The organism is Stenotrophomonas sp. 1278 (assembly GCF_029892765.1).
GTDB classification, from domain to species: domain Bacteria; phylum Pseudomonadota; class Gammaproteobacteria; order Xanthomonadales; family Xanthomonadaceae; genus Stenotrophomonas; species Stenotrophomonas indicatrix.
On the sequence record NZ_JARXWD010000035.1, the window covers coordinates 1 to 20,147 of the forward strand.

17 protein-coding genes and 1 pseudogene are annotated in these 20,147 nt (G+C 67.6%); 6 read left to right on the forward strand and 12 right to left on the reverse strand.

Annotated features, from left to right (window positions below; translation table 11 throughout):
• Nucleotides 1-86, forward strand: a pseudogene (locus tag M2299_RS20675) (ABC transporter ATP-binding protein); the annotation flags it as partial.
• A 46-nt stretch (nt 87-132) separates the two neighbouring features.
• On the opposite strand, the gene M2299_RS19340 reads toward M2299_RS20675, so the two are convergent.
• Nucleotides 133-1,332, reverse strand: coding sequence for a DUF4785 domain-containing protein (locus tag M2299_RS19340; RefSeq protein ID WP_280884848.1), 1,200 nt, complete (start codon nt 1,330-1,332; stop codon nt 133-135).
• 11 nt (nt 1,333-1,343) lie between these two features.
• Nucleotides 1,344-2,222: a hypothetical protein gene (locus M2299_RS19345; RefSeq protein WP_033832663.1), complete on the reverse strand. Its 879-nt coding sequence runs from the start codon at nt 2,220-2,222 to the stop codon at nt 1,344-1,346.
• A gap of 232 nt (nt 2,223-2,454) precedes the next feature.
• Between M2299_RS19345 and M2299_RS19350 the strand changes: the two genes are divergently transcribed.
• The gene (locus M2299_RS19350; RefSeq protein ID WP_025875465.1) at nt 2,455-3,297 is read left to right on the forward strand and encodes a phosphatase PAP2 family protein; all 843 of its coding nucleotides are present in this window, start codon (nt 2,455-2,457) and stop codon (nt 3,295-3,297) included.
• Between the two features lie 144 nt (nt 3,298-3,441).
• Here M2299_RS19350 and M2299_RS19355 read toward each other — a convergent pair whose 3' ends face one another.
• A complete protein-coding gene (locus tag M2299_RS19355; RefSeq protein WP_032978438.1) occupies nt 3,442-5,712 on the reverse strand; it encodes a TonB-dependent receptor in 2,271 nt (756 codons plus the stop codon).
• Between the two features lie 159 nt (nt 5,713-5,871).
• Here M2299_RS19355 and M2299_RS19360 point away from each other — a divergent pair, with 159 nt between their 5' ends.
• The gene (locus M2299_RS19360) at nt 5,872-6,876 is read left to right on the forward strand and encodes a TIGR00266 family protein (protein WP_080150233.1); all 1,005 of its coding nucleotides are present in this window, start codon (nt 5,872-5,874) and stop codon (nt 6,874-6,876) included.
• Nucleotides 6,877-7,084: 208 nt separating this feature from the next.
• Nucleotides 7,085-8,077 (forward strand): patatin-like phospholipase family protein, encoded by a 993-nt coding sequence (locus tag M2299_RS19365; protein WP_025875469.1) that lies wholly within the window; start codon nt 7,085-7,087, stop codon nt 8,075-8,077.
• 27 nt (nt 8,078-8,104) lie between these two features.
• Here M2299_RS19365 and M2299_RS19370 read toward each other — a convergent pair whose 3' ends face one another.
• Both M2299_RS19370 and M2299_RS19375 read right to left on the reverse strand, forming a co-directional pair.
• Nucleotides 8,105-10,108, reverse strand: coding sequence for a hypothetical protein (locus M2299_RS19370; protein ID WP_280884849.1), 2,004 nt, complete (start codon nt 10,106-10,108; stop codon nt 8,105-8,107).
• Nucleotides 10,109-10,215: 107 nt separating this feature from the next.
• Nucleotides 10,216-10,698 (reverse strand): Lrp/AsnC family transcriptional regulator, encoded by a 483-nt coding sequence (locus M2299_RS19375; protein ID WP_025875473.1) that lies wholly within the window; start codon nt 10,696-10,698, stop codon nt 10,216-10,218.
• A 125-nt stretch (nt 10,699-10,823) separates the two neighbouring features.
• On the opposite strand from M2299_RS19375, the gene phhA reads away from it, so the two are divergent.
• Both phhA and M2299_RS19385 read left to right on the forward strand, forming a co-directional pair.
• Nucleotides 10,824-11,717: a phenylalanine 4-monooxygenase gene (phhA, locus tag M2299_RS19380; RefSeq protein WP_280884850.1), complete on the forward strand. Its 894-nt coding sequence runs from the start codon at nt 10,824-10,826 to the stop codon at nt 11,715-11,717.
• A 91-nt stretch (nt 11,718-11,808) separates the two neighbouring features.
• Nucleotides 11,809-12,459, forward strand: a complete 651-nt coding sequence (locus tag M2299_RS19385; RefSeq protein WP_099844534.1) for a DUF4375 domain-containing protein — start codon at nt 11,809-11,811, stop codon at nt 12,457-12,459.
• 29 nt (nt 12,460-12,488) lie between these two features.
• Here M2299_RS19385 and M2299_RS19390 read toward each other — a convergent pair whose 3' ends face one another.
• The 7 genes from M2299_RS19390 to M2299_RS19420 all read right to left on the reverse strand — a co-directional run bounded on the left by M2299_RS19390 (nt 12,489) and on the right by M2299_RS19420 (nt 20,141).
• The gene (locus tag M2299_RS19390) at nt 12,489-13,586 is read right to left on the reverse strand and encodes a GDSL-type esterase/lipase family protein (protein WP_280884859.1); all 1,098 of its coding nucleotides are present in this window, start codon (nt 13,584-13,586) and stop codon (nt 12,489-12,491) included.
• A 102-nt stretch (nt 13,587-13,688) separates the two neighbouring features.
• Nucleotides 13,689-14,444 (reverse strand): 2-dehydro-3-deoxy-D-gluconate 5-dehydrogenase KduD, encoded by a 756-nt coding sequence (gene kduD, locus M2299_RS19395; RefSeq protein ID WP_033832661.1) that lies wholly within the window; start codon nt 14,442-14,444, stop codon nt 13,689-13,691.
• A gap of 80 nt (nt 14,445-14,524) precedes the next feature.
• Nucleotides 14,525-15,373: a 5-dehydro-4-deoxy-D-glucuronate isomerase gene (kduI, locus tag M2299_RS19400; RefSeq protein WP_280884851.1), complete on the reverse strand. Its 849-nt coding sequence runs from the start codon at nt 15,371-15,373 to the stop codon at nt 14,525-14,527.
• 243 nt (nt 15,374-15,616) lie between these two features.
• A complete protein-coding gene (locus tag M2299_RS19405) occupies nt 15,617-16,675 on the reverse strand; it encodes a LacI family DNA-binding transcriptional regulator (protein WP_025875485.1) in 1,059 nt (352 codons plus the stop codon).
• 38 nt (nt 16,676-16,713) lie between these two features.
• Entirely contained in the window at nt 16,714-18,303 is a 1,590-nt protein-coding gene (locus M2299_RS19410) for a family 43 glycosylhydrolase (protein WP_100437248.1), read from the reverse strand.
• Nucleotides 18,304-18,320: 17 nt separating this feature from the next.
• Nucleotides 18,321-19,604 (reverse strand): TRAP transporter large permease, encoded by a 1,284-nt coding sequence (locus M2299_RS19415; RefSeq protein ID WP_025875489.1) that lies wholly within the window; start codon nt 19,602-19,604, stop codon nt 18,321-18,323.
• Between the two features lie 3 nt (nt 19,605-19,607).
• Nucleotides 19,608-20,141 carry a TRAP transporter small permease gene (locus M2299_RS19420; protein ID WP_280884852.1) on the reverse strand — a complete coding sequence of 178 codons (534 nt, stop codon included), beginning with the start codon at nt 20,139-20,141 and terminating at the stop codon, nt 19,608-19,610.
• Nucleotides 20,142-20,147: the final 6 nt, after the last annotated feature.

Sequence of the window (20,147 nt, forward strand, 5' to 3'; positions counted from 1 at the left end):
TGCGCGACGACCCGGTGTGGGGGGGGTTCGGCGGCGCGATCACGGTGGTGGAACAGGAAGGACGGCTGACCGCGTACGCGGGGTGACGCCGCGTCCGTGGCGGGCCGGACGTCCGGCCCGCCACGCCCTGCTTCAGAACCGCAACGCCAGCGCGCGCGACTCGATCGGTGCCATCCGGCTCTGGTCCTGCAGCTGCAGGTCGCGCAGTTCATAGGGCGCACCGAAGCCGGCAGGCAACGCGGCCTGGTCGAAGGGCAGTACCAGCGCGCCGCGGCCCGGGCCATCGAACCACGCTGCGGCATGCGCCTGCGCCACCGGCTGCAACTGGCCGTTGGCTGCGGTGGCATACAGGGTGCCGCGCGCCTCGTAGCGGCCAGCGGCGGCCACCTGCAACGGCAGACTGACCTGGCGGCTGGAGGGATCGGGCATGGCCTGGCCGACGAAGCGGGCAGTCGGCCTGGCCACCGCGAAGGCGACCTTGCCATCGCGCAGCACGCCGTGGGCCTGGGCGAACACCTGCAGTTCCCACAGGCCCTGCGTGTTGCTGGCCTCGGCCGGAATCCTTACCTGTGCACGCAGGCTGCCATCGGTGGTGCGCAGCAACCGCTGCGGCCAGCTGCGGCCATCGGGTGCGACCAGCAGCGCTTCACCGCCGAGGCTGTCACGCCGTGTGCGCAACGCCGCCGCGCTGGCACCATCTTCCAGCAGACGCGCCTGCAGCTGCACGTTGCCTCCGGCCAGCACCTGCGTCTGGCTGGCCTGCACTTCCAACCGCAGCGGGCTGTTGGGCTCCAGCACCTGCACCACATAGCGGCCCTTCGCCTGCGCACTCTGCAGGCGGTAAACACCGGCCGCGCTGGTGGTACCGGTGCGCAGCATGCTGCTGCCATCACCGACCGGCATGCCCGCATCCTGCAGCTGGCGTGCGTCGACACTGCGCGCGACGCTGCTGCGCCCCGCCGGATCACGTACCTGCAGCGAGCTTGCCGGCAGCGCGCGGGCGCCCGGCGCCGGGCTGAGCTGGATCACCGCATCCGGTGCGCTCAGGGGCAGTTCCAGGCCGCGCTGCAGTTCGGCAGCGTCGACCTGCTGCCAGTAGCTGCGGCTGATGGCGGCCTGGGGACCGGGAGCCTGCAGTGGCTGTGCCGGGTCCAGCGCCCAGGCGAAGGCCAGCGGTGCGTGCTCGCTTTCATCGGCAGGCAGCGGCGCGGCAACCAGGCCGGCGGGAATCTGGTCGCCTGCGGCAACACGCAGCGGCTGCGCGGCCTGCGCCGATGCAGTGGAAAGGACCGCCAGCACGGCGGCAGCCAGCAGGGTGGAATGGATCGTCATGGTCATCTCCCTCACTGGGTCAGGTCGTTGCGCAGGATGCCGCCGAGGCCGAAGCACTCACGTCGGCTCTGGTTGTGGCTGAGCGGCTCGGCGCCCTGGGTACGCGCCTTGTCGGTGAACCACAGCGTGCCGGCCGCCTTCTGGCTGCTGCACTCCAGGAAACCGTCCGAGCACGACGACAGCCAGTTCTGGGTGAACTCCAGGCCGACATTGGCGGAGTAGCCGCCGCAGTAGCTGTTGCTGTCCCACACCGCCGATTCGACATCGCTGCCGACCACTGCGCGGAACGGCTTGGGCAGGGCCGGGCGGCCGGCGGTGCCGTACAGGTTCTGCGCGTTGTAGGTGGCCATGTGCCCCACCTGCTGCATGCGCACGGCATCGTTCTTGTAGCCCAGCAGCCAGCCCAGCGAGGTCTCGAAGGTATTGCCGTTGAGCACGGCGTCGGCCAGCGGCGTACCTGCCGAGGAGGGCGCCAGCGCAGTGACCTTGCGCAGCCGGTTGATGATCTTCGGGTAGCGGCTGTCGTAGGTGGGGTTGGACAGGATCCAGCGCATCACGTTGCCGCCGTTGGAATGGGTGATCACCACCAGCTGGGTGATGCCCCGGCTGTCGATGAAGCCGGTGAGCTGGTTGGCCAGGCAGCCGGCCGCTTCCGGCTTCCACATGTACTGGGTGAAGTCGCAGTTGATGACCACGTAGTTGCTGCTGTTCGGCAGGCCCTGGCGGACGGTGTCGATGATCGCCGGCTGCCAGTAGTCCTGCGTGGCATTGGTCTGCGCGCCGGTGCCGTGCACGAAGGCGACGCCGTACACATCGGCGGCCTGCGCCGGTACGGTCGCCACCCCAAGGAGCAGGGCCAGAACGGTACTTCCTGTTGCGGTGCTGCGCATCGCGTCTCTCCCTTCAGCGGATCCCCCCGGCCCGGCTGTGACCTGATGCTCATGGCGGCAGCGCGTGAAAATCCGTGCGCTGCGCCCGGATTCAGCAGATTGCCGACAATTGATGACCGTTTTCACCCAGTGCAGCGGGACCATGCCGGGTCTGGCCGTATGACCGATGGACGCTGCGGCCGGCAATCGAGGCTGCGATCATGGCCGGCGAGTTCCCTGCCCGAGTCTGCCCATGTCGTCGATCCTCCCCCCTGCCCGGCCGCTGCTGGGCCTGGCCATCGCGTTGTCGCTGGCCGGCTGCGCCGCCACCACCACCAGCAAACCGACCGCCGTCGAAGCCAACGTCACCACCAAGGCCGTGGGCTACCTGGACAAGACCGCAGTGCCGGCCAGCATCGATCTGGTGCCGGCACCACCGGCCGCCGGCTCGGCGGCCTTTGCGCTGGACGAGCAGGTCAGCCGTGAAGCACGTGCGCTGCGCGGCAGCCCGCGTTTCGCCCAGGCCGGCGTCGATGCCGAACTCGGCTTTCCGGAAGGTGCCAACCATTTTTCCTGTGCCGCCGACATCGACGTGGATGCAGTGAAGACCCCCGCCCTGTACCGCCTGCTGGAGCGCAGCCGCATCGACGCCAGTGCTGCCACCAAGGCCGCCAAGAACACGTACCAGCGCCCCCGTCCGTTCATGGTCAACGGCGAGCCGACCTGCTCGCCGAAGGATGAGGAGGGGCTGCGCAGCAACGGCTCCTATCCGTCCGGTCACACCTCGATCGGCTGGGCATGGGCATTGATCCTGTCGGAGATCGCACCGGACCGCGCCGATGCCATCCAGGCGCGCGGCCGCAACTACGGCGAGAGTCGCCTGGTGTGCAACGTGCACTGGCAGAGCGACATCCTCGAAGGCCGCTTCATGGGCGCCGCCGCCGTGGCCCGCCTGCATGACAACGCGGCGTTCAACAGCGACCTGCTTGCCGCGCGCAGGGAGATCGCTGCTGCGCGCAAGGCCGGCCTGCACTCCAGCCGCGACTGCGCCACTGAGAACGCGGTGCTGAAGGTGCGCCCGCAGAGCGCATTGTAATCCACCGCCGCTGCGCTCGCCGGGCATGGCCCGGCGCTACCGGGCGCGACGCATGGGTAGCGCCGGGCCATGCCCGGCGGACGCGAAAAACAGAAGGGCCGGCATGCTCCGGCCCTTCTTCATTGCATCATTGCTGCAGCCGCATCAGAACTTCGCGGTGAACTCCACGCCCCAGGTACGCGGCTCGTTGAGGAAGCCGGTCAGGTTGTTGAAGTCGATCGCGCCGACCACGCGGGTCTGGTTGGTCAGGTTGCGGCCGAACACGGCCACGTCGTACTGGCCGTAATCCCAGTTGTAGCCCAGGCGCAGGCCACCTTCCAGCGAACTGCGGCCGCGGAATTCCGGCGACTCGTAGATGAAGAAGTTGACCGCACTGCGGTAGGCCCAGTCGGTGTAGGCATACAGCTCGCTGCCATCGCTGAGCGGGAAGCCCACGCGCAGGGTCGCGTTGTGGATCCACTTCGGTGCCTGCGGCAGCGGATTGCCGTTGACCAGCGCATAGGTGCCGCCATTGATGACCGTGGTCGGGTCGGTGATGGTGCAGCCGCCGCCACAGACCGCCACCGCCAGGTTCTTGTCCTTGATCTCGGTGTCGTTGTAGCTGCTGCCGAAGGTCAGCAGCACGTTGTCGGCCAGGTAGGCTTCCAGGTCCAGCTCCACGCCCTGGCCGATGGTCTTGTCGGCGTTGAGCAGGGTGGCGGTGTTGTTGGTGCCACCGACGGCGATCAGCTGCTGGCCGTCCACGTCATAGCGGAACACGCTGAAGCCCAGGCGCGCACGACGTTCGAACAGGTCGGCCTTGATGCCGGCTTCGTACGAAATCACCTTCTCCGAATCGGCCTGCGACAGGCCCGGTGCGAACGCCAGGCGACCCTGGATCGACGGTGCGCGGAAGCCCTTGGCCACGCGTGCATAGGCATTGACGTTGTCGGTCAGCTTGTACACGCCGCTGACATCCCAGCTGACGTCGTTGACGTCGGTGTTGGCCAGGTACGGACCGCTGACCGGGGTGCCGAACGGCACGGCCTGCAGCACGCTGGCGCTGAAGTCCTTCTTGTCCTGCGTATAGCGCACGCCGGCACGCAGCTTGAAGCGGTCGGTGACATCGAAGTCGCCCGAAGCGAACACCGCCCATGCCTTGTTGCGCTGCTGCTGCACGACGTGGCCGGTCTGCGGGTTGCCCGGGGTCAGCGAGTCGTAGTTGAAGTTGTTGATGGTGACGTCTTCATCGAAGTAGAAGACGCCGGCCTGCCAGTCGAAGCGGCCCCATTCGTTGGATTCCACGCGGAATTCCTGGGTCCACTGGCGGTGGTGCGGCAGGCCGTCGGCCGACTCGGACGAGAACGGAATCAGGCCCGGGCCGGAGTTGCCCGCGCCGAGGAACGCGGCGCCGTAGCCACCGTCGATGTCGCCGCGGTTGAGCGATTCGGCGGTCTCATAGCCGGTGATCGAATGCAGGGTCACCGAACCGAGGTTCCACTGCAGGCGCGCGCTGCCGCCCCAGGTTTCCAGGTCGGAGAAGTTGACGCCGTCGTTGGCGACCTTGTCGCGGTCGAAGTTCTCGACCAGCGCGTTGCCGCCCTTCTCGATGATGTTGGCGCGGAACAGGCGCGCGGTGCCGTTGAGCTTGCGCTTGTGCAGGTTGAACAGCGCTTCGAAGTCATCGCCTTCGTACAGGAACTGCACGCGGCCGGCGGCTTCGTCATAGCCTTCAAAACCACTGTTGGGCGCACCGGCACGGGTGTTGTCGACCCAGTCGTCACGACGCTGGTAGATGGCCGACACGCGTGCGGACCAGCGGTCGGTCAGCGGGCCGCCGTAGGCGCCCTGCACGTTCCAGCTGTTGTAGCTGCCATAGCCCACGCGCACGTAGCCATCGGCATCCTGCGACGGCCGCGCCGAATCGAACTTGACCACGCCAGCCGGGGTGTTGCGCCCGAACAGGGTGCCCTGCGGGCCGCGCAGCACTTCCACGCCGGCCAGGTCGAACAGCGGGAAGCCCTTCAGCAGCGGGCTTTCCTGCACCACATCGTCGTACACCAGCGAGACCGGCTGCGATGCATTGAGGTCGAAATCGGTATTGCCCAGGCCGCGGATGTAGAAGCGCGGGAAGGCACGGCCGTAGGACGACTCGATGTTGAGGCTCGGCACGCGCGCAGCAAGGAAGCGGATGTCATCGCCCGCCGAACCGAGCACGTCGAGCTTTTCGCCCTGGATCGCGCTGATCGCAACCGGCACGTCCTTGGCGTTCTCGACACGACGCTGTGCAGTCACCTGCAGCGCATCGAGGGCGACCGGATCCTTGGCGGCGGGGGTTTCCTGGGCGGCTGCTACCAGCGGCAGCAGGGCGGAAAGAGCGACAACGAGCGGGCGCGCGACCGGAGAGCGGCCACGGGAAGTACGGGTCGGAGACATGGCGGTAGGCTGTGTTTGGAGGGGTGGTAAAACGGCGCTACCAGATAATTGTTGCAATACAGCACCTCCCTCGCAAATGCCGATCGTTCATGGCCGCCTCGCGCGCCGCCGGACGCTGCCGCTAGACTCGGGGTTTTCCCCCGCAACGGACCTGCTGCGATGACCCAGTGGTACTTCCATGCTCCCGGCCAGGCCGACCGTGTCGGTCCGTTCGACGAGGAGGCTGCGCGCCGCTTTGCCCAAGCCAATCCGCGCGCGCTGGCCTGGTGCCAGGGCATGACAGGGTGGACACCGGTGTCCGAAATCGCCGCCCTGCAGCACGCCGGCACCGGCACTGCGGCTCCGCCGCCGATGCCTGCAGTCACCCCTGCAGTCGCAACAGCGTCAACCGGCGGCCGCGCCGACCGCATCGACTTCCGCATCGTCGGCCATGAAATGCAGTTCGTGGAAATCGAGCTGGATCCCGGCGAAGGTGCGGTGGCCGAGGCCGGCGCGCTGATGTTCAAGGATGCCTCGGTGCAGATGGACACCGTCTTCGGCGGCGGCGCGCGCAGCGGCCAGAGTGGCGGTTTCATGGACAAGGTGATGGCGGCCGGCAAGCGCGTGCTGACCGGTGAAAGCCTGTTTGCCACCGTCTACACGCAGACCGGCCAGGGCCGCGGCAAGGTCGCTTTCGCCGCGCCCTATCCCGGCACCGTGCTGGCGATGAAGCTGGACCAGCACGGCGGGCGCCTGATCTGCCAGAAGGACAGCTTCCTGGCCGGCGCGCGCGGCGTGCAGATCGGCGTGCAGTTCCAGCGCAAGATCATGACCGGCCTGTTCGGCGGCGAGGGCTTCATCATGCAGAAGCTTGAAGGCGATGGCTGGGTGTTCATCCATGCCGGCGGCTGCGTGGTCGAGCGTGAGCTGGCCGCCGGCGAACGCCTGGACGTCGATACCGGCTGCATCGTCGCCTACCACCCGACCGTGGACATGGACGTGCGCCGGGTCAAAGGCATCCGAAGCGTGCTGTTCGGTGGCGAGGGTGTGTTCCTGGCCACCCTGACCGGGCCAGGCAAGGTCTGGCTGCAGTCGCTGCCGTTCTCGCGCCTGGCCGGCCGCATGTGGATGGCCGCGCCGCAGGGCGGCGGCAAGAGCCGCGGCGAGAGTTCGCTGCTGGGCTGAGCGGGAAGGCTGGACGGCTGGTAGTGCCGGCCGCTGGCCGGCAACCCCGGCAACCCATGCATCCCAGCGATTGCCGGCCAGCGGCCGGCACTACCCAGTCGGCGGCAGGCGATTTCATGAATGGGGAGCCGACCCACCCTGCCCGGCCTGCCACGCCTTCGGTATGCTGGCGCCCTTTCCTGAATCCGGCGCCGCGAGCGCACTGCCGATGAGCCTGTTCCGCCCCCGCGTGCTGCTGTCCGTCGCCCTGCTCGGCCTGCTGGCCGGTTGCGGTGGTGAAGAGGTCCGCCCCACCCCGCCCGCGCAGCCCACCGTGGTTCCGCAGGCCAAGCCGGTGAAGATCGGCATCGCGCTCGGCGGCGGCGCGGCCAAGGGCTTTGCGCACATCGGCGTGATCAAGATGCTCGAGGCCAACGGCTTCGAACCGGTGGTGGTGTCCGGCACCAGTGCCGGCAGCGTGGTCGGCGCCCTGTATGCCAGCGGCATGGACGCCTTCCAGATGCAGAGCAAGGCGGTGGCGCTGGACGAAGCCAGCATCCGCGACGTGCGCCTGTTCTCCGGTGGCCTGGTGCAGGGCCAGAAGCTGCAGGACTACGTCAACGAACAGGTGGCCAACCGCCCGGCCGAGCGCCTGAAAAAGCCGTTCGCCGCCGTCGCCACCCAGCTGGAAACCGGCGAGCGTTCGATCTTCGTGCGCGGCAACGTCGGCCAGGCGGTACGCGCTTCCAGCAGCATCCCCGGCGTGTTCGAGCCGGTGAAGATCGGTGGCCGCAACTACATCGACGGCGGCGTGGTCAGCCCGGTGCCGGTGGATGCCGCACGACAGCTCGGTGCCGAGTTCGTGATCGCCGTGGACATCTCCAGCAAGGCCAGCGGCAAGGCACCGACCGGCATGCTCGGCATCGTCAACCAGTCGATCTCTATCATGGGCCAGCGCCTGGGCGAGCAGGAACTGGCGCGCGCCGACATCGTGATCCGGCCGAAGGTGCTGGACATCGGTGCTGCCGATTTCAGCCAGCGTGGCACGGCCATCCTGGAAGGCGAGAAGGCCGCGATGGCGGCGATGCCGCAGATCCGCGCCAAGATCCAGCAGCTGCAGAAGGCCCGCGCCGCCGCATTGGCACCGGCACCGGTGGCGGCGCCCAAGTGCGACGAGCCTTCGCGCCTGGGCAAGCTGATGGGCCGCAAGGAAAAGTGCTGACGCGCGGCGCTTGAACGGCCGCCGCGGTCAGCGCCGCGGTGGTGGGTAACCACTGGCCAGGCGTCGCTGCCGGCGCCGCTCATCCACCGCCCGGTCATGCCGCTGTGCGCTCAGCTGCAACTGCTCCATCGCGTCCCCCGGCAGCCACAGCTGTTGCTGGGCACGGGTGATCGCCACGTAGGCCGCGCGCACCGGGCTGTGCAGCGCGCGCGCATCATGGCCGCTGTCGAAGCAGCACGGCGCCATGGACACCGTGGCGAACTGCAGGTTCTTGGCGTGCTGGGCCAGGCACAGCACGACGCTGGCCTCGTCCGCATCGACCAGTTGCCCGAGCAGGCGCTGCAACGCCGCAGCATCGAAGCCACCGGCAAACAGCGCGGGGATGTCCGCCTGTCCACGCTTGGCACAGACCTGCACGAAGCTTTCCCAGCGTTGTCCGGGGCCGCCAGCGGCGGCGCTGCGCCAGGCGTCGATCGGACCGTCCACCTCTTTCAACAGCGCCTGCCGCGACGCAGGATGCAGATGCACGCGCGCGCCGCGCGCAACCAGCTCGTTGGCTTCCAGCAGCATCCGCCACAGGCTGCCGTACAAGCGGGCGCCGGTGCTGGGCACCGCCGACCAGTCGTCATAGCGGCGCAGGCCGGTGGCGCGGTCGCTGGCGCCCACGAAAGGCGCCGGTTCGCCGAGATCGTCCAACGCCAGTGACTGGTTGACCAGCGCATCGACCTGCCGCCCCTGCCGCACCGACTGGTGCATCTCCAGCGTTTTCGCCGATGACCAGCGCTGTACGCGTCCGCTCAGCCGTTGATGCGGATCGCCCAGGCTGACCACGCCGGGCGCGTGGGTGGCCAGCAGCTGTTTCCATGCAGGGCTGAGATCGTGCGCCTCATCGACCAGCACCATGCCCAGCGACACCGGCAGCGGCACAGCACGCAGGGCCAGCCATTTGCCGATGTGTCCGGCATCCAGGCGCAGGCAGCCGCCCTTCTGCACCACCGGATCGAACATGCAACGCCAGACGAACTCCGCGGCCGCGATGAACGGCGTGGCTTCCAGCTGCGCTGCGCCCAGCGAGCGCTGGAAATGCCAGGCCTGCAGGCTCGGCGCTGACGACGCGCACCACCGGTTGATGGCGTCCAGGGCGATCATCAGGACCTGGTCCGGCCGGCGTGCACCGATGGCCGGCAGGCCGAGGCGGGCGGCCGCCTCGCGCAGGGTCAGCGTGCTCTGCCGGTAGGTCGGTACGAAGCCGCCGGTCAGGCCGTTGGCGGCGGCATGGCGGGCGATCGCATTGGCGAACTCGATCTGGGTCAGCAGGCGCGTGCCGGCGTCGGCCGGCAGCCGCGCGCGGAATGCCTCGACCTGGCCACGCGTGGGCGCCACATAGGTATAACGGCCCGGGCGAGCCTGCAGCAGCGCCAGCACCAGATGGCCCTTGCCGGTGCCGGCATAGGCCTGCAGGTCGATCAATTCATCGGGATTGGCCGCGATCGCACGCAGCACGCGTGCCTGTTCGGAAGTGAACAGGCCGTTGTGCTGGGTCGCATGCGTTGTCTGTTCGTCATCGCCGGCGTCTTCGTCATCGCCTTCGGCCAGCGATGTCGCCGGAAAGTGGATCGTGTGCTCTTCCAGGGTGATCCTGCACGCCGCCTGGAAGTCCGCGCCGGGATAGGCGTCCGGCGACGCGGCCAGCACCGCCTCCATCACCTCGTCCGGTGCCAGCAGCACGTCCTGCGCGGCCAGCACGCCCAGCCACGCCTCCAGCGCCCGCGCGTCCTGTCCAGCGCTGGCCGCCAGCTGCGCCTGCGCAGCAGGGCCATCATCGGCGGCGAACAGCGCACAGGCGTCGTGCAGCAACCGCTGCAGCTGGGTGGCCGGTGGCCTCTGCCGGCGGCACAGCATGGCCACCAGCAGGCCGGCCTGCTCCAGCGGTGTGTCCGGCGGCGTGCCTTCGCTCAGGTGCCGCAGCAGGCTCTGCTCGCGCAGCGGAAGGAACAACGGGGAAGACGTCGGGGATGGGGTATCAGACATGCCGGAGCCAGAGGGAATCACTGCGCGGCCTGCGTGTGCACGGCCGCCGCGGGCCACGATGCTCGGCCAGCCCGCGCGCGCCGTCAAACATCACCGCGGCCGCCGGTTCATTCGAGCTGCGACAACGGCAACGCCTGGAAACCCTTCACCGTGCGCAGCACGAAGCTGGAATTGGCATCGGCCACGCCACCGGCGTTGAGCAGCCTGTCCAGCAGGAAACGCGAGAAGTGCTCCAGATCGCGCACATACACATGCAGCAGATAGTCCATGTCGCCGGTCAGGGCGTGGCAGGCCACCACTTCATCCCAGGCCTGCACGCTGTCCACGAAGTGCCCGATCGCGGCCTGGTCATGCTTTTCCAGCTGGACGCGCACGAACGCCTGCAGCCCCAGACCGAGCCGGCGTGGCTCCAGTCGCGCGCCATAGCCGACGATCACCCCTTCGCTTTCCAGCCGCTGCAGGCGGCGCAGGCAGGCCGACGGCGACAGGTTCACCCGCGTCGCCAGCTCCGCGTTGGTGGCGCGACCATCACGCTGGATTTCAGCCAGCAGACGTATATCCGTGCGATCGAACTGGACTTCTCCGGCCATTGTTGCCCCGCAACATGGTGAGTACGCAAGGATATTGCGCCAACAAGGCCAATCCGCGCAACTTTTGCAACCCTGTTGCGCGCCCCCTGCCCTAGCATCGTGGGTATCCCGTCAAGGAGTCTTCCATGGACCTCGCCCAGCCCCGCCGCGTCGAACACCAGCAGACCGACAAGGGCTACGTGCCGGTGTACACCACCGCGCTCGTCGAGCAGCCGTGGGACACCTATACCGCCGACGACCACGCCACCTGGAGCACGCTGTACCAGCGCCAGCGCGAACTGCTGGTCGGCCGCGCCTGCCAGGAGTTCCTGGATGCGCAGGACGAGATGGGCATGAGCGCGCACATGATCCCGCGCTTCAACCAGCTCAATGAAGTGCTGGGCGCGGCCACCGGCTGGACCCTGGTCGGTGTGGAAGGCCTGCTGCCGGAACTGGATTTCTTCGACCACCTGGCCAACCGCCGCTTCCCGGTGACGTGGTGGATCCGCCGCCCCGACCAGATCGACTACATCGCCGAACCGGACCTGTTCCACGACCTGTTCGGCCACGTGCCGCTGCTGATGAACCCGGTGTTCGCCAACTACATGGAGGCCTACGGCCGCGGCGGCGTCAAAGCACATGCGATCGGCCCGGAGGCGCTGCAGAACCTGACCCGCCTGTACTGGTACACGGTCGAGTTCGGCCTGATCGCCACGCCCGAAGGCATGCGCATCTACGGTGCCGGCATCGTCTCCTCGAAGGGCGAATCGCTGTACTCGCTGGAGTCGGCCGCACCGAACCGCATCGGTTTCGACCTGCAGCGGATCATGCGCACGCGCTACCGCATCGACACCTTCCAGAAGACCTACTTCGTCATCGACAGCTTCGAGCAGCTGATGCAGGCGACATCGCCGGACTTCACCCCGATCTATGCCGCGCTGGCCGACCAGGCGCACCTGCCGGCGGGCGACGTGCAGGCCGACGACCGCGTGTTCCAGACGGGTACCGGCGAAGGCTGGGCTGATGGTGGGGATGTGTGAGGCGACAGCCGAGGTCCGGCTAAACTTCAAAAGCGTCTGCAGCTTTTGAAGATTAGGGGGCCAATCCTGGGTCTCCGCTATCCTGCACGGCATGACTGATGTGTTTGCCACCCTGCGCGCGACCGACGTCGCCTTCAACGACGACTTCATCCTGTTGACCCTGGCCGACGGCCGCCGCACCCGGCAGCCGTTGCGCTGGGCGCCTGCGCTGTTCGAGGCCACGGCTGAACAGCGTGCGCAGTGGGTGCTCACGACCGATGGGCTGGGCGTGAACTGGCCCGCGCTGCTGCCGGCGCAGGAACGCGGCGTGGTCGATGTTCCGAACCAGGTGTGGGATGACCGCTATGAAGCCGCGCTGGCGCGCCTGAAGGCGGCCGCGTGGTCGCTCGATGCGCTGTCCGATGAAGACCAGCAGCTGGTGGCGCTGTGGCGGATGGAAGCGGACATCAACAACGGCGGCTTCATGCAGTTCCTGTGCAACTGGGGCGACCCGACCTGCCAGCTGGCGCTGCGCGCATTGCAGGCGATGGGCGCAACGCAGACGCACGCGATCCTGGCCGGCATGCGTGGTCTGCTGGACCGGCTGGAAGACGACCCGGCGATCAAGGAACTGACCGACCTGTACGGCGCGATGACCGAACAGGAGCAGGAGGCGCTGCATGCCTTCGAGGACGACTATTACGCCCGCCCGGAAGATCTGGCCCGGCTGGGCTTGAAGCATTTCGGCCCGGAGCCGTTGTAGAGCCGAGCCCACGCTCGGCTGCGTTTCTCTTACCGCGGATACGCCAGCAGCACCACCAGATCCTCATCACCCACCTGCTGCAGCGCATGACTGCTGCCCTTGCGCGTCAGCAGCGCATGCCCCGCACGCACGTCGTGCTGTTTTCCATCCAGCACATAGCTGCCCTGCCCGCTCACGATGTAGTAGATCTCATCCTTGTGCTGCGGATGCAGGCCGATGCCCGCGCCCTTGTGCAGCACGCGCTTGCGCAGCACGAACGACAGGCCCTGCGCATCGGCGAAGAACGGGTACGCCGTGGTCGGCCCGGCGCCGCCATGCGGACCCGGCTGTGCGCGCGCCAGCGTGTCTTCGTGCACCACCTGTGAGGCACGCGCAGGATCGCCGCCCTGCCCCCCCCCCATCACTTCGCAGTCGATATCGCGCACCAGTGCAGCCTGCAGCGCCGGCAGAACCTGCACCGCCTCGCGCAGCACCAGGCACGCCACCGCGTTGGCGCCGGCCACGCTGAAGTGGGTGCCGTCGGCCTTGTGCTGTTCCGGCACGAACAGGAAGTACGGGCGTGCACCCTGCTCACCCAGCGCGCGGATCCAGCGCATGCTGCGGTCGTTGAGGTCGATCAGTGCAACGTGCTCGCGTGTGGCCAGCTGCTGCATCGCCAACGTGTAACGCGCGTGCGTATCCAGCAGTGAACCAAAGTCGTACAGCAGCCGTGCCACCGGCGTGACCAGCACCGGCGTGGCACCGTGGTCACGCGCCACCTGCACGTAGCGCATCAGCATCCGCGGGTAGTCACTGTCCGGATCGGTGTAGCGCGTGCGGTCTTCGAACTTCGCATCGTTGTGGCCGAACTGGATCAGCAGCACATCGCCACGACGCAGTTCGCGCCCCATGGCATCCAGGCGTCCTTCGTCGATGAAGCTGCGCGTGCTGCGCCCACCCTTGGCGTGGTTTCGCACTTCGAAGCGCGCCGGATCCAGGTAGCTCTGCAGCGCCTGGCCCCACCCCGCCTGCGGCGCACGCTCGGGCCCGTATTCGGCCGCAGTGGAGTCACCGGCAATGAACAATCGCACCGGCGCCGCATGCGCGGCGGCGCTCGACAGCAGCAACAGCAACAACAGCTTCCGCATGGCCGGGCCCTGGTAGTGCCGGCCGCTGGCCGGCAACTTCATGGATGCGTTGAGCGTCGGTGGAAATGCCGGCCAGTGGCCGGCACTACCGAAAACCAAGCATTACCGCGCCAGCCAGCCACCATCGACCGGCAGCACCGCGCCGTTGATGTAATCCGACGCCGACGAGGCCAGGAACACCGCCGCGCCGGCCAGATCTTCCGGCGTACCCCAACGGCCGGCCGGAATGCGCTCGAGGATCGCCTTGTTGCGGTCCTGGTCGGCGCGCAGCGCGGCGGTGTTGTCGGTGGCCATGTAGCCCGGTGCGATCGCGTTGATGTTCACGCCCTTGCCCGCCCACTCGTTGGCCAGCAGGCGGGTGATGCCGGCGATGCCGCTCTTGCTGGCGGTGTACGACGGTACGCGGATGCCGCCCTGGAACGACAGCATCGAGGCGATGTTGATGATCTTGCCGCTGCCCTGGGCGATGAAATGCCGGCCGGCGGCCTGCGAGATGAAGAAAGCCGACTTGATGTTGACGTTCATCACGTCGTCCCAGTCCTGCTCGCTGAAGTCCACTGCGTCGGCGCGGCGGATCAGGCCGGCGTTGTTGACCAGGATGTCCAGCCCGCCCAGGCCTTCGAGCGTTTCGCGCACCACGCGCTCGACCGGCTCGATGCTGATCAGGTTGGCTTCCACCGCTAGGCAGCGGCGGCCCAGCGCGGTGATCTTCTCGATGGTTTCGGTGGGCGGGGCGATGCCGGCCACGGCGACATCGGCGCCTGCGGCAGCCAGCGCCACCGCGATGCCCTGGCCCAGGCCGGTATTGCCACCGGTTACCAGAGCGACTTTTCCTTCCAGGCTGAAGGGATTGGTCATTGCGTATGCGTTCCTTGGTAGAGGCGTGCGTGATGCAGGCAAGTGACCACCGCACAGCATGCGCGGCGGCCTGTTAGTGCTTACTTGAGCTGGCAGATGTCCAGCACGTGCATGTCGGTGTAATCCAGGTTCTCGCCACCCATCGCCCAGATGAAGGCGTAGTTGCTGGTGCCGGCGCCCATGTGGATCGACCACGGCGGCGACACCACCGCTTCGTTGTTCTGGATGACGATGTGGCGCTGTGCGTCCGGCTCGCCCATGAAGTGGTAGACGCGGTCGCTGTCGCCCAGGTCGAAGTAGAAATAGACCTCGCTGCGGCGGTCGTGCAGGTGCGGCGGCATGGTGTTCCAGACGCTGCCCGGCTTGAGCACGGTCAGGCCCAGCAGCAGCTGCGAGGACTGGCAGGTGGCCGGCACGATGTACTGGTAGATGGTGCGCTCGTTGCTCGTCTCCAGCGCGCCGCGATCCAGTGCCACCGCGTCCTTGATCGACAGCTGCTTGGTTTCAAAGCGCGCATGCGCCGGGGTCGAGGCCAGGTAGAACTGCGCCGGGTTGGCGGCGTCCTGCGAAGCGAAGACGACGTCCTTGCTGCCCATCGCCACGTACAGGCCATCCTTCGGCCCCAGCGTGTACACGGTGCCATCGACGGTGACCGTACCGGTGCCGCTGCCGACGTTGATGATGCCCAGCTCGCGACGCTCCAGGAACGGATGGCCAGCGGCCGACGCCGGTTCGGTCTGCGCCGGCAGCGACAGCGGCCCGTTGACCGGCGCCACACCGCCCAGCACGAAGCGCTCGTAGTGGGTGTACTTCAGGGTCACCGCATCGGCGTTGAACAGGCCATCGAGCAGGTACAGCTCGCGCAGCTGATCGTTGCTGGCGCCCTTGATGGCGTCGGGATGGGTGGCGTAATGGGTCTTGCAGTACATGGCTTCTCCAGAGCAGGGGGCGGGCCGATGGTTCGGCCCCGGCACGGTTCACGGTCGATTCTAGCCAGACAGGAAACCGGTGTCATTTTGCGCTGCACGATGGTGGTTGGACGGCATCGGCAGGTGCGATCGATGGGGGGAGGGGCGGGGGGAGTGTCACGAGCGTTGGTCGTGACCTACCGGACTGATCCGTGAAGGTGTCACGACCAACGGTCGTGACCTACAGGATTGATCCCTGCGGGATCAATCCTCGGGCGGTTGGCAGGAATCGCGCACGATCAGGTGCGGGCGCACGCTGGCGATCTGCAGCGCAGGCTGGCCTTCAGGCTGGATCAGCATGGCCGCAGCGGTGCGGCCGGTGTCGCGGGTATGCCGGCGCACCGAGGTCAGCGACGGCCACAGACGCGAGGCCAGCGGGCTGTCGTCGTAACCGACGATCGACAGCTGGCGCGGAATGTTGATGCCCGCACGCAGCGCGACCTTGTAGATACCGGCGGCCATTTCATCGTTGCCGGTGAAGATCGCCGTCGGCCGGCGCTTGCCCAGCAGCAGTTTCTCGGCGGCGGCCACACCCGATTCGAAGGTGTAGCCGGCCTCGATGATGCGATCCTTCGGCAGCTCGATGCCACGCTGCGACAGCGCCTCGATGAAGCCGGCGGTGCGTTCGTGCGCCGAGCGGTATGCACTGGGGCCGGTCACCAGGGCGATGTCACGGTGGCCCAGCGAAAGCAGGTAATCGGCCGCTTCGGCGGCACCGTCGCGGTCGTGGGTGACCACCATCTGCGAGGTTTCATCCAGCGGCAGCGCAGCCACGCGGGTGAAGCGGCAGCCGATCTCGTCCAGCATGTCCGCCAGCGCCTGGTCTTCGGACGCACGCGGCACCAGGATCACCCCATGCAGCTTCTGCTGCTGGGCGAAGCGGCGCACGCCGTCGATGTAGCCCGGGCTGCGGCTGTCGCAGGGGTGCACCACCAGTTCGAAGCTGGAGCCACGCAGCGCATCCAGCGCGCCGTACTGCATGTCCACGATGTACTGCGCGGTGGGGTTGTCGTAGACCATGCCGATCAGGAACGAGCGGCGGAAGGCCAGGCCACGGGCCAGCGGGTCGGGGGTGTAGCCGACTTCGCGCATCAACGCTTCCACCTTGTCGCGCGTGTCCTTGCGCACCAGCGGCGAGTTGTTGATGATCCTTGAAACCGTTTTCTTGGATACACCCGACAGTCGCGCGATGTCGTTGATCGTGGCTGCCTTGCCCTTTGCCAATGCCGGCGTAGCGGCATCGTTCTTGTTGCGCACTGACATGTAGTGAACCCGATAAGCCTGGGGATTCCAGCGCGCGCTCAGTCCAGCGCGCGATAGCGGAAGCTGCGGAAGGTTACCGCACCGTTGCCGGCCGCATACAGGGCCGGTTTCAGTGCCAGGAACTTGCCAGCCACATTGTGATGGTAACCGGACACTTCCATCTGAACCGGATACTTCTGCCAGGTCTGGCCATCGGCACTGGAATGGATGGTGACGATGTGGCGGTTGTTGGTCACCCGCAGCCAGAGCCGGCCGCCCTTGGCGCTGGCCGCCAGCCGGGTGGGGCGCTCCTCGCCGTAGCGGTGCATGACGAACTGCTCGCCGTTGCTGCCCACGCCCACGTACAGGCGGTCGCTGTAGAACAGCAGGGCACCGCCCACCGCGCCGGGGGCGATCTCCATCTGCACCTCGAACTGGTAGGCCGGATCCCCGGCAATGGTCGTCAGCGGCGATGCGTCGCGCGGCGTGCTGCCCTTGCCCTGCAGCACCAGGCCGTCGCCGCTGAAGTGCAGGCGCCGGTATTCATCCAGCGCCGGGTTGAAGAACGCCCACTGCGGGCCCAGCGTACGGCCGGTGAAAGCATCGGACAGGGCCATGCCGTGCGGTGCCAGCGCGCTGCCCGATGGCTTGCGCAGCGGCTGCCCGAGATCGCCGCCCTTGGCCACGAACCAGCCATCGGCGGTCCATTCGATGGGTTCCAGCAGCGCCTGCCGGCCCAGCGTCCAGAAGCCGTTCTCGTAGCCGTGGTACATCATCCACCAGCGGCCATCGGTGCCTTCGATCACCGTGGCGTGGCCACGCGACCACCATGGTTCAGCGGCCGACCGGGTGCGCATGATCGGGTTGTTCGGCGCGTTCACCCACGGGCCGTGGATCGAGCGCGAGCGCGCGGTGATCACCATGTGCCCGGTCGGCGGGCCGGCGGTGCCGCCCACCGCAGTGGTCATGTAGTACCAGCCATCGCGGAAGTGGATCTTCGGGCCTTCCTGCGCGTAGGCCTCCACGTCCCAGCTTTCCGGGTAGCGCCAGCCGTCGTACACATGCTTGGGCGTACCCACCACGCTCAGGCCGTCATCGGCCAGCTGCACGTAGTCGCCGCCGCTGAGGAACAGGTAGCGCTTGCCGTCCTCGCCAACCGCGTGGCCGGGGTCGATGTAGCCGCCCAGGCCGATGTCGATCGGCGCACTCCACGGGCCCTTGATGTCATCGGCCCAGACCACGAAGTTGCTGCGGCGCTCACCGGTGCGCGCCGGGAAGTAGATGAAGTAGCGGCCCTGGTGCTTGACGATGTCCGGCGCCCAGATCGCACCTACGTTCTGCGTGATCGCATGGCCGAGCGGCTGCCAGTTGACCAGGTCGCGCGAGTGCCAGATCGGCAGGCCGGGGTAGGCGTCGAACGAAGACAGGGTGAGGTAGTAATCCTCGCCGTCCTTCAGCACCGACGGATCGGGCCTGTCACCGGCCAGCACCGGGTTGAGGAAGGTACCGTTGCCAAGGTCGCCCTGGCGCTGGTGCTCGATGCCGCGCTTCCACTGCGCGGGCGCGGGGTCGGCAGCCAGGGCAGGCAGCGCGGCCAGCAGCAGGCCGAGCAGGGCGGTTGCAGCAGCGCGGTGCAGCGTCGGTGTCATGTGATTGCCTCCGCTCATCAGGCGCGCAGCGCGGCGGGCAGCCACAGCGACAGCGACGGGAAGAAGGTGACGATCAGCAGCACGCCCAGCGCGGCAAACCAGAACGGCCAGATCGTGCGCATGCTCTGGCCGACGCTGATCTTGCCGATGGCGGTACCGATGAACAGCACCGAGCCCACCGGCGGCGTGACCAGGCCGAGGCCACCGGTCAGCACCAGCACCAGGCCGAAGTGGATCGGATCGATGCCATAGGCCTTGGCCACCGGCAGGAAGATCGGCGTGCAGATCAGGATCATCGGTGCCAGGTCCATGAAGGTGCCCAGCAGCAGCAGCATCACCACGATCATCAGCAGCACCATGAACTGGCTGTGCGCGAACGACTGCAGGAAGTCCACCGCCGCCGCAGGCACCTGCAGGTAGGCCAGAAGCCAGCCGAACACCGCCGCGGTGGCGATCACGAACAGGATCACGCCGGTGCTGCGCGCGGCATGGATGACGGTGTCGAAGAACTCACGCCAGCGCAGCTGCCGGTACAGCACGGTGGTGACCAGCAGGGCGTAGACCACGGCGATGGCCGCGCTTTCCACCGCAGTGAAGATGCCGGCGCGGATACCCACGAAGATCAGCGCCACCAGGCCCAGGCCGGGCAGGGCAGAGACGATGCGCAGCAGCACCGCACGCCAGCCCGGGAACACTTCCACGCCATAACCACGGCGACGCGCGACCACGTAACCGGTGATCATCAACGCCAGGGTCATCAGCAGCGCCGGCACGATGCCGGCGGCGAACAGGTCGGCGATCGACAGGCCACCACCGGCGGCGGCCGAGAACAGGATCAGGTTGTGCGACGGCGGCACCAGCAGCGCCACCAGCGCAGCGGTGATGCTGACGTTGACCGCGAAATCGCGGTCGTAGCCACGCTTGACCATCTGCGGAATCATCGTGCCGCCCACCGCCGACACATCGGCGATGGCCGAGCCGGATACACCGCCGAAGAACAGCGAGGACAGGATCGAGACCTGGCCCAGGCCGCCGCGCATGCGCCCGACCAGCGATGACGCCAGGGCGATCAGGCGTTCGGAGATGCCGCCGCGCATCATGATCTCGCCAGCGAAGATGAACAGTGGAATGGCAATCAACGAGGCCGAACCGGTACCTGCGGAGATCTGCTGGACCAGCACGATGCTGGGAATGTCCAGGTAGAGCAGGGTGGCCAGCGCAGCGGCGGCCAGCGCGTAGGCCACCGGCACGCCCAACAGCAGCAGCGCGGCAAAAACAGAGAACAGGATGGTGATGCCCATGGATCAACGATCTCCTTCAGCGTCGTCGGCGTCGGCTGCCGCGGCATGCAGCGCTTTCCACGCACGGTTCAGCCCGAACAACAGCATCAGCGCACCGCCCACGGCCAGCGGCAGGTAGTTGATGCTCTGCGGCAGGTTGGCGCCGGCGGTCTTGATGTCCATTCCATCGAGCAGCAGGTCGGCCGACCAGAACGCGATGAAGCCGCCCAGCACGGCCACCACCAGCTGGGTGAACACATCCACCACCCGGCGCAGGCCGGCGCCCATGTAGGCGTGCAGCAGGAAGAAGCCGAAGTGGCGATTGGTGTGCACGCCGCAGGCCGCGCCCAGGCTCATGGCGGTGGCCAGCAGCAGCAGGGTCACCGGCTCGGTCCAGCTGGGCGAATCGTTGATCACGTAGCGGGCGAACACCTGCCAGCCCTGCACCACCACCAGCCCCAGCAGCGCGGCCACGGCAACATGGATGGCGATGTCGGCGATGCGGTCCAGCAAGCGTTGGCCGGGGCCGGGTCCGGTGGAAATCGTCGTCTCGGTCATGGCAGT

Coding starts and splice junctions, on each gene's coding strand:
- M2299_RS19350 (WP_025875465.1), top strand. CDS start 2,455: ATGTCGTCGATCCTCCCCCCTGCCCGGCCGCTGCTGGGCCTGGCCATC.
- M2299_RS19355 (WP_032978438.1), bottom strand. CDS start 5,712: ATGTCTCCGACCCGTACTTCCCGTGGCCGCTCTCCGGTCGCGCGCCCG.
- M2299_RS19420 (WP_280884852.1), bottom strand. CDS start 20,141: ATGACCGAGACGACGATTTCCACCGGACCCGGCCCCGGCCAACGCTTG.
- M2299_RS19375 (WP_025875473.1), bottom strand. CDS start 10,698: ATGGCCGGAGAAGTCCAGTTCGATCGCACGGATATACGTCTGCTGGCT.
- M2299_RS19405 (WP_025875485.1), bottom strand. CDS start 16,675: ATGTCAGTGCGCAACAAGAACGATGCCGCTACGCCGGCATTGGCAAAG.
- M2299_RS19410 (WP_100437248.1), bottom strand. CDS start 18,303: ATGACACCGACGCTGCACCGCGCTGCTGCAACCGCCCTGCTCGGCCTG.
- M2299_RS19360 (WP_080150233.1), top strand. CDS start 5,872: ATGACCCAGTGGTACTTCCATGCTCCCGGCCAGGCCGACCGTGTCGGT.
- kduI (WP_280884851.1), bottom strand. CDS start 15,373: ATGTACTGCAAGACCCATTACGCCACCCATCCCGACGCCATCAAGGGC.
- kduD (WP_033832661.1), bottom strand. CDS start 14,444: ATGACCAATCCCTTCAGCCTGGAAGGAAAAGTCGCTCTGGTAACCGGT.
- phhA (WP_280884850.1), top strand. CDS start 10,824: ATGGACCTCGCCCAGCCCCGCCGCGTCGAACACCAGCAGACCGACAAG.
- M2299_RS19390 (WP_280884859.1), bottom strand. CDS start 13,586: ATGCGGAAGCTGTTGTTGCTGTTGCTGCTGTCGAGCGCCGCCGCGCAT.
- M2299_RS19370 (WP_280884849.1), bottom strand. CDS start 10,108: ATGTCTGATACCCCATCCCCGACGTCTTCCCCGTTGTTCCTTCCGCTG.
- M2299_RS19345 (WP_033832663.1), bottom strand. CDS start 2,222: ATGCGCAGCACCGCAACAGGAAGTACCGTTCTGGCCCTGCTCCTTGGG.
- M2299_RS19365 (WP_025875469.1), top strand. CDS start 7,085: ATGAGCCTGTTCCGCCCCCGCGTGCTGCTGTCCGTCGCCCTGCTCGGC.
- M2299_RS19385 (WP_099844534.1), top strand. CDS start 11,809: ATGACTGATGTGTTTGCCACCCTGCGCGCGACCGACGTCGCCTTCAAC.
- M2299_RS19340 (WP_280884848.1), bottom strand. CDS start 1,332: ATGACGATCCATTCCACCCTGCTGGCTGCCGCCGTGCTGGCGGTCCTT.
- M2299_RS19415 (WP_025875489.1), bottom strand. CDS start 19,604: ATGGGCATCACCATCCTGTTCTCTGTTTTTGCCGCGCTGCTGCTGTTG.